The sequence below is a fragment of the Bacillus sp. 196mf genome (assembly GCF_003217275.1).
In the GTDB taxonomy this organism is placed as follows: domain Bacteria; phylum Bacillota; class Bacilli; order Bacillales; family Bacillaceae_G; genus Bacillus_A; species Bacillus_A thuringiensis_S.
The window spans coordinates 55037-69112 of record NZ_QJTG01000008.1; the positions used below are offsets into that span (position 1 = coordinate 55037).

The following is a 14076-nucleotide window of genomic DNA, read 5'->3' on the forward strand; positions in this document are numbered from 1 at the left end:
CATTCAAAAGATACGAAGCTTGAGTCATTTATATAGATTGTAGAAGTATGGAGATTTTCCACATTTTAAAATAGTAAAGTATAAACATGAAAAAACTCCTAACAAATTTTGTTAGGAGTTTTTTCAAATAAGCGATATTTATTTAATCTTCATTATTGAGTTCTATTGTACCTGTTCTAGCACTAACTTTTAAAATATTTAACAGATTATCAGGTGTCTTGATTTCCACTTCATATTCAAATTTTGATTGTGCTAAGTTGTCATCTTCTAATTCAAATTCTTTTTTCACATTAATAATTTCTCCATTTGTATGAGCTAAAGAAATTTCACGAACTTGTTTCTCTGTGTAGTTTTCATTCTTTTTTGCATAATTGTAACCCATACCATAATATCCACCAACAATAGCAATACCACTTACTAAAATAGTAATTACACTTATAATTATTTTCTTTTTATGTTTTAACATTTTCATCCACTCCTTAATGATTAATCCTCTATTCCAAATCTTGCTTCAAGTGCATTTTCTGCTTGCTCTAATTGATCTTCCAGTATATCGTGTTCTTTTTCTTGCGTTTGATATTGCTCAACAGTTATCGTTCCAGCGTGATAATCTGCTTCTAGCTGATTATCAGATAGATCTATCTTGTCATCCAATTGGTCAATTTCTTTTTTTGCTGCTAAGTACGTATTTAAGTTATCTTCTTTTGCTCCAACTGGTTTCGTGTTATTTGCCTTTTCTACAATAGATGAGACTTCGTTTTTGAAATCTTGTATTTGTTTCTTATCATTTGTAGCAGCTTGTGTTTTGTTTGGTTCTTGTTGTAGTTGAGCGACTTCTTTTTGTAATTTATCATTTTCCACTTTCAGTTGTTGTACTTCTGTATTGTTATCAACTTGAGTAGAACAAGCTGTTAAGAATAAACAGGACATTGCTCCAATCAGCATCCATTTTCCCATTCTGTTTTCCTCCCTTTACATGTGCACCTTATCCTTGCCTTTATATTACTGAACAAACATTAAAGGAAGATTAATGTACAAAAAAATAAAGTGAAGGCTTTTACAGGCAGTTAATCCCTACCTACCTCGCATTCACCGAATTTTGAGGGAGGAGTCTTACTGCCCGTTAATGCGGGATAAAATGATATAATTAACTAGTTTCTAATCTTTCTTTAATGTTTTGGAATTATAGTGATACATATTAATAAGAAGAGAAGGAGAATGTTAATGCGAGTTCTTATCGTCGAAGATGAACAAGACTTACAAAATATATTGGTGAAACGATTAAATGCAGAACATTATAGTGTCGATGCATGTGGGAATGGAGAAGATGCCCTGGATTATATAAACATGGCTACCTACGATTTGATTGTCCTTGACATTATGATTCCCGGAATAGATGGTTTACGCGTATTACAAAGATTACGCGCGGACAATAATGCAACTCCTGTCTTGCTTCTTACAGCTAAAGATACAATTGATGATCGTGTAACAGGACTCGACTTAGGTGCAGATGATTATTTAGTAAAGCCGTTTGCTTTTGATGAACTGTTAGCAAGAATTCGAGTGTTAATGCGAAGAAAAACAGGAAATACATCTAATGTGTTTGAAATCGCTGACCTAGTGGTAGATTGCAATATGCATAAAGTAACAAGAGGAGACCAAGTTATCACTCTTTCCAGTAAAGAATTTGCTATTTTAGAATATATGATTCGTAATAAAGAAGTTGTGCTGACACGAGATAAAATTGAGCAACATGTGTGGAATTACGACTATGAAGGCGGATCGAATATTATTGATGTTTACGTCCGCTATCTTCGTAAAAAAATTGATAGCCAGTTTGAAACGAAGTTAATTCATACAGTGCGCGGAACTGGTTACGTATTGCGAGTAGAATCATGAATAGACTATCAATAAAAATGAGAGTGACCCTGTGGTATACGGGGCTAATTGTAATTATTATGGCACTCGTGTTAGCTTTTATTTTAACTTCTTCAGATAAAGTTTTGCTTTTTAATATGAAAGATCAATTGAAGAGCACAGTAAAAGAAAGCATGGAAGATATCAAATATAAGCATGGGCAGTTAAAGATTGACGATGATTTTGAAACCTTAGAAGATGGAGTAAATATTAGTATTTATAGTAAACAAGGTGAGCTGTTGGTAGGACATAGTCCAACAAGCTTTAATAAAAAGATATCGCTTAAATCCGATGAAATACAAACCATTAAAGACGGCAATAAAGAATGGATTGTATATGATTTTCTCCATAATGCAGGCGGCGATGAGCAAGTCTGGGTTCGTGGAATAATGACTATGAACCAATTATCCTCAACGATGAATACGCTTATTGTGGTAACAATCATCTCATTCCCATTACTTATTCTCATTGCGGCAGTCGGGGGATATTTTATTACGCAAAGAGCGTTTCGACCTGTGCAACAAATGAGTGATTCAGCCAGTAAAATTGGTGATGGTAAAGACCTTTCGAAGAGAATTAATTTACAAGGTTCACCGAAAGACGAAATGTATCATTTAGCACAAACCTTTGACAAAATGTTTGAGCGATTGGAGACATCATTCGAAAGTGAAAAACAATTTACATCTGACGCATCTCATGAATTAAGAACACCAACATCTGTTATTATTTCGCAATGCGAATACGCTTTATCGCAGAGAAATAATCCGAAAGAAATGGAAGAATCGTTAGAAGTAATTTTAAAACAATCACGTAAAATGTCCGCTTTAATCTCACAACTCTTATTATTAGCACGAGCTGACCAAGGAAACCATAATACTTTCCAATTTGAATGTATCAATATGAGTGAATTAACGGAAATCGTTGTAGAAGAGCTTTCATTAATGGTTCAAGAAGCTTCGATTGATATAACAACTAATATAGAGGAAGACCTATTTATTAAAGCAGATCAAACATTGATGATGCGTTTATTAATGAATTTACTAACGAATGCGATTGCTTATAGTAAAGCGAGCGGAACTGTGCATATGCAACTATTCCGTGATGAAACCAACATAATAGGTAAAGTCTCCGATAATGGCATCGGCATCAGCGAGCAACATATTACAAAAATATGGGACCGCTTCTATCGAGTTGACGCAGCACGAACATCTTCAAACATCGGAAACACAGGTTTAGGATTGTCGATGGTAAAATGGATTGTCGAACTACATGGAGGAGAAATTACGGTTGAAAGTAAATTAGGAGAAGGCAGTACTTTTACATTTAAACTACCAATTGAAAAAAGAGCATAATTTATACGTGTCTGTCGCTTCAGAATAAAGATTGATTCAAAGGCTCTCTACAATCCTTATGTAAAAATAACTGACGCATTTTAAACATCATCGATTTTATCATTTTGGACAACCTATTCTGTTAAATTAATATACATGCGAAAAAACTATCAAAATAAAACCCCAGAAATCCAATGGTCTCTGGGGCTTCATTATATATTTAGCTCTTTTTGCTTTTTGTTTTGTTTATGTCTATACAGTAACTTTCGACTTATTAGAGAAATCACTAATAAGGTCAGAATTAATAAGATAAGTTGCATAAATGATAAATCAAAATATTTAGCACCTGTAACGATTAAAAGTGTAGAAATCGTGCCTTTTACAACGAAAAAAATAATAACCCATAACCCGCCTTTTTTCCAGTTCATTTTATATTACCCTTTCCTACGTTTAAATTCTTAAAATATTTAATAATAGTTCGTAAATATGACAACTTAATAGAAATCTATTATATTAACAAAAAATTCATGTCTAATTAAATGCGACGATTCTATATTAAGTGAAAATGATATTCATTGTCAATTTTATTGATTATTTGAATACTTATTCTTAATCTCTTTCTACTTTGTTTCTTATAAGCAATACACTCTTGTATTCAAACAAAAACACCTCCATTGCATTTGCACACTTAGTATGCGAATGCAAGAGGTGTTTTTTCATATACCATCAGATAAGATTTCCTGCTTTGTTTATTTCTTGATACGTAGCTATTTTCTAGTACACGATAACTGGATCATACGTGTTCAAACTATCATATACAGTTTTTGCAACATTAGGAAGAAGGTTCACACACCCACCTGATCCACCTGTTAAATAAGCATTATTTGCCCAGTCTTTTCGCCAGCCGGCATCGTGGAATCCTTGACCGCTATTTGTGAATGGAACCCAGTAATCTACTTTAACCGCATAATCAGCTTTCCCTACTGCGCTACCTCTTAGCGTGTATGGTGTTCGTTTGTATAGGACGTACCAAACACCTGGTGATGTATCTTCACCCGTGCTATGTTTACCCGTTACTACATTTGTTGTAACGACTAATTTTCCATCTTTATAAATCCAAATTTGTTGCTCTGCAATTGAAACTTCCGCATACGTGTCTCCGATGCCATTATTCGCTGTTGTTTTATAACCGATACCTTCCTTCTCCCAACCATTTCCGTGAATATTAGAAGCAGAAAGCGACTTTTCGCCTTTCTCAAAGGCTTGTTGAACTTGTTTAGTTTCTTTTTCAACATCTAGTGCCCAGCCGTATCCTTGCCCTTTTACTGATATGACTGAACCGGAATGCGTTTTAAATGAGAAATCTTTATTTAATGTTGATTTGGCATTATTAATTTCAGTAATTTTCTTCTTAATGTCACTCGCATCAATTGTAACTTTCATATCCTTTGACATAGAGGCATTTTGAATTAAATCTTTCGCTTTTAAAGGATAAACTTCATCCTGCACTTTATACTCTACAGACTGCCCAAGAAGATTCTGTAGTGCTTTCTCCTCTTTTTTGACAATCGGATCGTCTTCTTTAATAGGTTTTATGTATGCAGATTTCAGATGAATTTCGCTTTTATATTTTTGCTTATCGTAATCTTTCAGTAGACTAGTAACATCATACTGTTTTCCTTCAACACTTTTCGAGATAACAATTTTCCCTTGTTCTAGCTTCGCCATAGCATCTTGAGGCGCTTTTAATTTTTCATTCATAGAGATGAGCGTTTCTTCTACAAGTTTCTTCATCGTTTCACTACGATACTGATCTGCCTTCTCTGGTAGCAATGAATAATTTTCTCCCTTTGAGGAAGGGAAAAATGTCCACTGACTTTTTAATAGTTTCTTAACTTGAGGCAAATCTTTTTCCGTAAGTTCCGTTTTTGTATCTTTTTCATCTAAAATTTGTTGTTGATCAACATAGACTTTGTTTGCTAGTCCAGATGTCTTTAATTTCTGTATTGCCTGATCAGCGCTCAGACCACCAACTTTTGTGTCATTAATTGTAACATTCGAATTAAAGTGAGTTGCCTGATAATAACTCATTCCCCCAATAAGAAGTGCAATTACACCAATACCCGCTGCGATAAACTTCCAATTTGTATAACGTTTTTTTGATCTTACTCGTTTTTGATCAATTTCTTCAACTGATTCATTTGTTGTATTGTTGTTCATCAATCTTTCCCCCGTATGCAGTAACGTCAAACGATTTTCAACTAAAATCATAGACTAGTGTACCTTATTTTTCCTAAAATTTCATTATTTCCGACCACATTTTATCGCAATTTAATGATTTAATTTAGATTTTTTAATAGTACGATGCATTGAACAGCCCTTTACAAGTCATAAAGTGAAACTTAAATTAACCGTCACACCAAGATATTTAGCTTAATATTCTAGGGGAAAATTTTTCTCTTTACGTAAAATACGAATTATATTATCCATTTTTATGAACATCAACCCCTAATTTTGTCAAAAAAATAAACGATAGTCCTTCTACATTTTGATAAAAGGACTATCGTTTTTTCAGTTAGAGTATTTGTATAATCGTTTAACTTTTTATTTCCTGAAGGTCAAACTTGATGAAGATGATGAAATTTCATCTCATAGCCTTTAAATGAAAACATTATGTTTTTTATGGCACCCAAGTTTATTTTTATAAATTAAACCCTTAGCTTGATGCCTCCCATATATCCAGCAGCCTAAGATTAAGTAAGAGTCCATTCAACTAGATTTTTTCTAATATTTTTAGGTGCATCTTATTTCGCCTCGTCATATTTCACTAATTGAATTTAAAACACATCCGTATGCTATTTAGTAAAATTTACGATTCGCGACGTAATTATTGCAGTAACCAAGATAATAATAGCGGTTATCAAGCCAGATTCTCCAATCCAAATCTCAGTTTGATATCCTGTACTTGCACGTGCGAAAGGTCCTTGAATAATGGCATTCCAAGTAGTATGGATGATAACCGAAGGCCAAACGCTACCTGTGATAAGTCGTAAATAAGCTGTAATATAACTGAAGGGCACAATACAAAAATAGATGCCAAGTACTGAAAGTAGGACAGATGATCCCTCTACATATAGACCAGCAATAACAATTGGAACATGCCACGTTGCCCAAATCAATCCACTAATAAGGATAGGCCGTGAAAACTCTGCATCGACTAGCCTTGTAAGCATATAACCTCGCCAACCCATTTCTTCTCCTAAAACTGGGATTAAGTTAAGCAAACTTCCTAAAACGCCGCTCAATACTACTAGATAAATAAAACTGAATGGTTCCGGTACATACTGAAGTCCAAGTATATTGTAGATCGGTTCTAACATACCACCTTCGGGATGCTGAAACCCCGCAATTTCGCTCAACCAGGCGATAGAATAAGTAATTCCACAAATAATCATAGGTATTAGCAGAGCAAACCCAATCCCCTTCCATATCTTTAAGTTACCGAGACTAAAAGATACATCTTTAAACCCTTCTTTCAGTATTATGCGAGTCAAAATAGAAGAAAATGCTGGGGTAAACATATATACCACAATAAGCGGCATACTTTTCGTAATTATTACTACTACATTTAGGATAATAGAAGTAATGATTAAGATACTCAAAAAGAGTTGAAGTCCTATTTTAGCACGTTGGATTTTATCTTTATTGTGGAACGATTTTGCGTGTAATATCATTTTAATCCGCCCTTCCCCTTTCATTCACTTGTTTATCGAATTTACTTCTTGTCATTTCCACAGACACAACTTAGAATAAAAATGTTTTTGTATACAGATTCATTCATCTTTAAAATCCCTCCCCAATTTATAGTCTAGTCTTACTTACGACTCATCAATGTAATTATTATTTATAAGTTGTCATAACCGATAGTACAAAAATGTAATGATTAGTCTATGACCTGTGTCAATTAACCTTATGACAATATGTAACTAGAAAATATGATATGGAATAGATAACAATTGAATTAAGGCAATTGATTCATGCAAGTACAATGAATCAATCTTGCTTTACAAATAATTCAATTGAGGTGGAAAAAATGAATAAGAAAAGCATAATTGCAATGGTTAGTACAGCTTTATTAGTCACAGGATGCGCGGAAGTAGGAAAGGCTCAAACAGTAGCAGTCGAAAATTCAGGTCAATCAATACAAAAAAATATAGTTAAATCCATACAATCACAGGCTTACCCATTAAAAACGATAGAGCCGTCAAAATCATTTGAGGATTTAAAACCACTTAAGAAAATGATTGGGAGCGCACAATATGTAGGATTAGGAGAGAATACTCATGGAAGCTCTGAAATTTTCACTATGAAGTTTCGCCTTGTAAAATATTTGGTTACTGAGATGGGTTTTACAAATTTCACAATGGAAGAAGATTGGGGAAACGGCTTAAAACTAAATGAATATATCCAAACAGGAAAAGGAAACCCTAGGGAATTTTTAAACTTGTTATATCCTACTGATGAAATTATAGCCATGATTGAGTGGATGAAAGATTATAATGCTGATCCATCCAATAAAAAAAAGATCCAATTTATTGGGCTCGACTTAAAGGAGTTGGACCAAGGTTGCTTTAATAAAGTGATTGATTATGTAAGACTACATCGACCAGATTTGCTGGCAGAAGTAGAAGGAAATTATAAAGAATTGTCGGCTTTTAATGGAAGTACAAAGGAATATATGGACCTTGCTCCTGAAATAAAAGAAAAGTTCAAAGCAAACGCTGAGAGAGTAGCCCAATTACTAAAAGATGAGAATGGGCAAGCCAACACAGAAATAGCTTCACCCGAGTACATCTGGGCGCAAGCAACGGCAAGTGCAATAGAGAAATTTACCACAATGCTAATTCCTAACGACTATCCAAGTATGTTAAAGCTACATGAGCAATACTTGGCCGATCATGCAATGTGGGCACAAGAAACATTTGGTGGTAAAACGATGGTATGGGCACACAATATTCATATAGCTAAAGGAATTATCGATGAGAAATTATACCCTTATGTTGCGGGGCAATTTTTGAAGGAACGTTTAGACAATAATTATGTCACAATTGGTAGTACAACTACGGAGGGGAATTTTACCTTATACAGCGAATATGATCCTTCCACTGGAGGTAAGATTACAACCGACACTATTCCACAAGATGTAAAAAGTTTCAATTATACTCTCGGAAAAGTACCATATAACATGTTTTTATTGGATAACCGTCACCTTAAAGGACAAGCAGAAAAATGGGTTAAAGCAAAAAGACCATTACTAAGTATAGGGGGACAAATCTTCCCGAACGAATCGGCATACTTTGATACGTCATTGCTTGAGCAATTTGATATTATGTTTCATATTCGAAAAACAAGTCCATCTCATATTAAATAAAAGTATAAAACAATCCCGTTCTTGCATCTGCAAGAACGGGATTGTTTTATGGTGATTGATATAAGCATCTTTTTTAACCAGAAGTAGGTTACTCTCCCCCTTTTTATCATCATTTAGAAATGTCATATGACACTTTTACACTAGTGAGAATGACAAAAAAAGCAGTACAATTCGGTTATTACATAGATAGGAGCGAGAACTTTATGAAATCAAGATTCATCCAGAATGGTTATTTTTTATTGCTAACTTTCGTTACAGGATTTTTTTATTTTTGTTTTTATCTAATAGCTCTGCTATTCAGTTTCACCCTTTCATTTACTGTAATTGGGATTCCACTAGTTATACGTGTACTACAGACTACTACACCTTTTATCCAATTCGAGCGTATACAGACGAAAATTTATACAGATATTTCAACAGACCCTTATGATAGAAGTATAACAATAGATACATCGAACTGGGCTCAGGTGAAATTAGTGCTTACTGATCGTCGCACTTGGTGTGCTGTCTATTGGTTAATGCAGAAATTAGTAATTGGCATTTTCAGTCTCATTAGTGCAATCATTTTTTATGTAATGCCACTTATGTTGCTATTGGCACCACTACTGTATCAATACATTGAAATGAATATTATATTCATACAGATAGATACGTTTGCCAAGTCACTCTTTGTAATGTTTATGGGTATAGTATGTATCGCCATAAGTATTAGAATAGTAGATGGTTTGACAAAGAAATTTGGGGGCTATACACGTATCATGATTCGGCAACTAAATCGATAGAAGTTTGCAATCTGTGAGTAGTATCGCAGTTTTAAATTTAAAAGTATAATAGGCATGAAGAATTAAATTATAATATATGAAGTAAAAAGGTAGGCTACTTAGGGGGTAAATGACTTGTTAGATATGGTTAAGTATTGGTTTTGGTACGATTGGATTATGTTAGGAGTCCGTATACTTGTTAGTGTCTCTATCGCCATAACCACATTCGATTTTCAGGATAGTTTAACATTGCCACTTTGGATTGTTATTTTTTGGGAGGTTGTTGCCTTCTCGATTCCATGGGTAGCCTTACTGTTCAATTACAAATATTACTTGTTCACAGAAATACTGCTATATGGTGGACTGTGTATATATTTAACCTCTTTATTTCCGGAAGCTAACGTTACATTTCTGATATCGGCTTTTCTAATTGCTGCGAATAGTAAGCATTTGTCCTATTATTGGACAGCTCCAACAACAGTTTTTATAACAACTGGAATTCTCTATGCGGTTGCGCCAAGTAATAGCTATTGGATTTTAGTTACCTACTATGGACTTGCTTATGTAATGGGCTTCGCTTTCCATTTATTAATCGTCAATCATAAGCAAAATGAAGCGATTCGTAAACAAAACGCGGTACTTGAGCAATATATGTCTCAGATTGAACGCATTACACTGGCGGAAGAACGAAACAGACTGTCGAGTGAGCTTCATGATACAGTTGGTCACGCTTATACTTCTATTATTATGGGGATGGAAACGTTGCGTACCGAAATTGCTACTGAAATGGGTATACAGAGGCTAGATTCTCTGCTTGAAATGGGACGTAAAAGCATCGAGGATGTGAGAGGTTACTTACATCAAATGGAGTCTCCGTGTCAATCGCCTTCCTTGATTCAATCTCTACAAAATCTTGGAGTCGAATTTCAGGAGCACGCTCAGGTAAATGTAAGTTTTAGGACATTCGGAGAGGAATACCCACTGTCTCGGCAAGCGAAGATCGCATTCATTCGTTGTTTACAAGAGTCCCTTACGAATGCAGTACGTCATGGTCAGGGAACTGAAATTATAGTTTCATTGCAGTTTGAACAACAATATACGAGACTAGAAGTTCAAGATAATGGAAAAGGAAATGTAGAATGGCAGGAAGGCTTCGGTCTGAATGCGATGAAAGAACGAGCAATGAATTTACAAGGGCAATTGTCTGTATATACAAAGCCAGAGGAAGGAATGCTTGTTACATGTACCATACCGCGACAAACTGAAATAAAAGATGGACTTATTCGTTTGTTAATTGTAGACGATCAACCATTTGTTCGGGAAAGTTTGAGGACACTACTCGATAGATATGAAGATTTAAATGTAGTCGGTTTAGCTGAGGATGGCAATCAAGCCATCGATTTGTGTGGACGTCTTCAACCCCATGTTATACTTATGGATTTAGATATGCAGCACATGGATGGAGTTGAAGCAACCAAAAAGATTAAGCAACAATGGCCACATATCCGCGTATTGATTTTCACAACTTTTCAGGATACCGAACAGGCGTTGGAATCGCTTCGCAACGGTGCGGATGGCTTTTTACTCAAATCCATTGAAACATTGGAGCTAGCTAATACGATCCGACTTATTCACAAAGGTGGGACACTAATTGATCAGGGAATGTCTCACAAAATATTTGAGAAGTTTGATGCGCAAAAAGAGACACCACAATCAAAAGCAACCGCTTATGAGCTAACAGCTAGGGAGATAGAAATATTGCAGCTAGTAGCAAAGGGACTTCGATACACTACCATAGCATCAAGGTTATATTTATCGAATGGTACGGTCAGAAATTATGCTTCCACAGCTTATACAAAGTTAGGAGTCCGTAACAAAGAAGAAGCTGTTCAAAAGGCTCTAGAAATTGGAATTATTGAATAAGAAAAATGTTTTTTTGTTTCTTTACAGCAAAGTAAACTGTAGTTACAAGATGCAAATTTTCTCCTAAATTTAATCCTCTTTCTATTTACAATATATTGAACTATCCCCACTTTCACTTCGTTTAGAAGTGAAAGTGGGGATTCCTTCATTCTTTATAATGATAAAATAAAATAGGCGAAATGCTGGACACATCCCGTTTCATAACTGCTACTGTCAAGGTGGTTGTTATTATGCATTATCTTTTTCTTTTAGACCCACGCTTGTACTTTGGTCGGTGAAGCGCGGGTTTTTTGTTATCTTTTTTGCATTTGCTATCTTAATATGTAGGCTGAAAGCTCACGCACAACTGCTCCGGCAATTTCTTTTAAAAGTTCAAACAATAATTCCTTGTTATATCGCCTCCTTTTCTTCCGAATGGATAGAAGGGAGAATTATTTATAGGGAGAAATAATAAGTTAAAAAAAGCAATAGGTGTTTTTACTGAAACGCATTGATTACTCTTATTATTCATTACAGCAAAGTTTATTCAACTGAATATATTATGTTTTTTTATAAAATAATACAAACCCTGATACAATATGACTACACTGTATCAGAGTTAATTTTTAATGTTGCACCATCTTCTAATACATATGATAAATATAGTATAAAATGATGGAGATTATTTAGGCCAAGACCCGGTCCACGCATCGTGAGCACTTTCGGAATAATGTTACAAATAGTCTACTAACCATTCACAGCCGCGAATTGGCTGTTATACAGATTGGCGTAGTACCCACCCTGCTCCAGCAGCTGCTCATGACTCCCGCTTTCGACGACATCCCCGTCCTTCATGTAGAGGATCATATCTGCCTCACGGATCGTCGACAAACGGTGAGCGATAACGAAACTCGTTCTGCCTTCCATCATCTTCAGGAACGCCGCCTGGATACGAATCTCCGTCAGCGTATCAATGCTGCTCGTCGCTTCGTCGAGAATTAGCATAGGCGGATCAACCAGCATAACCCGAGCGATTGTCAAGAGCTGTTTCTGTCCCTGGGACAGGCTGTCGCCGGAGCCGTTGATTACTGTATTATAGCCCTTCGACAGCCGCCTGATGAAGCTGTGGGCGTTAGTTGCCTTAGCGGCTGCTATAACCTCATCCTAGCTAGCATTCCGTTTCCCATAAGGCGATATTGTCATGGATTGTCCCACCAAACAGCCAAGTATCCTGTAGCACCATCCCAAAAGTATGGCGTAAGCTATCACGGGCCATATCGTTAATATTAATACCATCTATCGCAATCTCACCGGCATCAATATCATAGAATCGCATTAACAAATTCACTAATGTTGTCTTGCCAGCACCCGTCTGTCCCACGATTGCGACACGTGTTCCTGGTTCAACAACTAGGTTCAAATCGGTAATAAGGGGACGGTCAGGCTGGTAAGCGAACTTCACATGATGGAATGTAATCGTCCCCTGCTTAGCTGGGATATGAACTGCATCTTCAGCCTCCGGTGACTCCGCCGATTCATCAAGTACCTGAAAGATACGTTACGCCGAGGCCGTAGCTGATTGCAACTGTGTAATTACTCCGGTAATCTCGTTGAACGGTTTAGCGAACAGATTGGCATAAATCAGGAAACTCGATAATCCCCCGACCGATATTCTAGACATAATGACCATAATACTCCCAATTAAGGCGATGATTGAGAAGGTAACATTGTTCACCAAACGGGTGGATGGATTCGACAGAGAGCTGACGAATTGTGATTTTACCCCTGCGTGATACAATTTATCATTTCGCGCTGTAAACTCCGCAAAAGAGTGATCTTCATAACGGAAGGCCTGAACATCCTTCTGCCCGCCGATCATCTCCTCGACATAGCCATTCAGTCCACCCAATATGCGGGCCTGATCACGGAATAGCTGCTGGGAGCGCATCGTGATGAACCGCGCTACGAAGAAAGTCACTGGTGCAGATAACAGCACGACGACGGTCATGAGCGGATTCGTATACAACATGAGCGCAATCGTCCCTGTGAAGAGCAGTGCCTTCTGCGGAACGATTCCGATCTCACCGCGTAACTCATGTAGACTATAATTCCTTACATCAATTCCATTGACGAGTATTTGTCCAGAGGTAGCGTCATAAAATCTCGGAATCAAGTTCACAAATGTAGATTTGCCTGAACCAGTACCACCGATAATTCCCACAGTCTCGCCACGTTTTATCTCCACCGATATATCTGTCAGTGCCGGTTCACTCGTTGTACAAAACCAACATCTCTAGCAAGATCCCGTAAGGTATTTGGAGATAAAAAACTTTGAATCTCTTGAGCAAATAGTTGTAATTCGTCAGACACAGAAACAGACATAAAAAACGCCATCCTTTCCTATGATTCTACAGAAAGAATAGCGCATTTTTCATTTAAAAGGTACTATATAAAGAGACTTCACCCTTTCGACTTACCATGTACTTCAACGACTACTAGCTACTTCCTAAACGTTGTTCCTCATTTACTAATATATTTATGCTTTTTTTAAATTTGCAAAGGACCAACAATATTTTCATATTACTTATTAACCATTATTGGCTGGATTCTCTCCTGAATTCCCATCATTACTTGGTTGCATTGGCGTTCCATGACCCTCCCCATTGCTTGGTGGCTTTGTATTTCCTTCGCCACTACCGCTGTTTGGCGGCTTTGTATTTCCTTCTCCACTACC

The 14076-nt window shown here is 36.2% G+C and carries 11 protein-coding genes and 2 pseudogenes; 5 read left to right on the plus strand and 8 right to left on the minus strand.

From position 1 onward, the window contains the following. Positions 1-142: 142 nt before the first annotated feature. Positions 143-466, minus strand: a complete 324-nt coding sequence (locus ATL10_RS13725; protein ID WP_000912137.1) for a PepSY domain-containing protein — start codon at positions 464-466, stop codon at positions 143-145. A gap of 20 nt (positions 467-486) precedes the next feature. Beyond that, a complete protein-coding gene (locus tag ATL10_RS13730; RefSeq protein WP_029442741.1) occupies positions 487-957 on the minus strand; it encodes a hypothetical protein in 471 nt (156 codons plus the stop codon). A 267-nt stretch (positions 958-1224) separates the two neighbouring features. Here ATL10_RS13730 and ATL10_RS13735 point away from each other — a divergent pair, with 267 nt between their 5' ends. Together ATL10_RS13735 and ATL10_RS13740 are read left to right on the plus strand one after the other, a co-directional pair. After that, positions 1225-1899 (plus strand): response regulator transcription factor, encoded by a 675-nt coding sequence (locus ATL10_RS13735; RefSeq protein ID WP_001264528.1) that lies wholly within the window; start codon positions 1225-1227, stop codon positions 1897-1899. After that, positions 1896-3269 (plus strand): sensor histidine kinase, encoded by a 1374-nt coding sequence (locus ATL10_RS13740; protein WP_098566996.1) that lies wholly within the window; start codon positions 1896-1898, stop codon positions 3267-3269. Before ATL10_RS13735 ends, ATL10_RS13740 begins: the two co-directional genes overlap by 4 nt. 191 nt (positions 3270-3460) lie before the next feature. Here the strand turns inward: ATL10_RS13740 and ATL10_RS13745 are convergent, their stop codons facing one another. The 3 genes from ATL10_RS13745 to ATL10_RS13755 all read right to left on the minus strand — a co-directional run bounded on the left by ATL10_RS13745 (position 3461) and on the right by ATL10_RS13755 (position 6982). Further along, the gene (locus ATL10_RS13745) at positions 3461-3676 is read right to left on the minus strand and encodes a hypothetical protein (protein ID WP_001104104.1); all 216 of its coding nucleotides are present in this window, start codon (positions 3674-3676) and stop codon (positions 3461-3463) included. A gap of 346 nt (positions 3677-4022) precedes the next feature. Then, positions 4023-5468 (minus strand): L,D-transpeptidase family protein, encoded by a 1446-nt coding sequence (locus ATL10_RS13750; protein ID WP_001064063.1) that lies wholly within the window; start codon positions 5466-5468, stop codon positions 4023-4025. A gap of 635 nt (positions 5469-6103) precedes the next feature. Further along, positions 6104-6982, minus strand: a complete 879-nt coding sequence (locus ATL10_RS13755) for a CPBP family intramembrane glutamic endopeptidase (RefSeq protein WP_016512592.1) — start codon at positions 6980-6982, stop codon at positions 6104-6106. Positions 6983-7341: 359 nt separating this feature from the next. Here ATL10_RS13755 and ATL10_RS13760 point away from each other — a divergent pair, with 359 nt between their 5' ends. The 3 genes from ATL10_RS13760 to ATL10_RS13770 all read left to right on the plus strand — a co-directional run bounded on the left by ATL10_RS13760 (position 7342) and on the right by ATL10_RS13770 (position 11363). After that, entirely contained in the window at positions 7342-8679 is a 1338-nt protein-coding gene (locus ATL10_RS13760) for an erythromycin esterase family protein (RefSeq protein WP_016512591.1), read from the plus strand. Between the two features lie 203 nt (positions 8680-8882). After that, positions 8883-9461: a sensor domain-containing protein gene (locus ATL10_RS13765; protein WP_097914605.1), complete on the plus strand. Its 579-nt coding sequence runs from the start codon at positions 8883-8885 to the stop codon at positions 9459-9461. A 114-nt stretch (positions 9462-9575) separates the two neighbouring features. Beyond that, positions 9576-11363, plus strand: a complete 1788-nt coding sequence (locus ATL10_RS13770; protein ID WP_098508543.1) for a helix-turn-helix transcriptional regulator — start codon at positions 9576-9578, stop codon at positions 11361-11363. A gap of 235 nt (positions 11364-11598) precedes the next feature. On the opposite strand, the pseudogene ATL10_RS32205 reads toward ATL10_RS13770, so the two are convergent. From ATL10_RS32205 to ATL10_RS31880, 3 genes and pseudogenes are all read right to left on the minus strand, one after another. Continuing rightward, positions 11599-11779: pseudogene (locus tag ATL10_RS32205) on the minus strand (hypothetical protein). A 310-nt stretch (positions 11780-12089) separates the two neighbouring features. After that, a pseudogene (locus ATL10_RS32355) lies at positions 12090-13617 on the minus strand (ABC transporter ATP-binding protein); the annotation flags it as partial. Further along, positions 13599-13724 carry a hypothetical protein gene (locus tag ATL10_RS31880; protein ID WP_255259072.1) on the minus strand — a complete coding sequence of 42 codons (126 nt, stop codon included), beginning with the start codon at positions 13722-13724 and terminating at the stop codon, positions 13599-13601. The gene ATL10_RS31880 and the pseudogene ATL10_RS32355, both read right to left, overlap by 19 nt. Between the last annotated feature and the right edge of the window lie 352 nt (positions 13725-14076).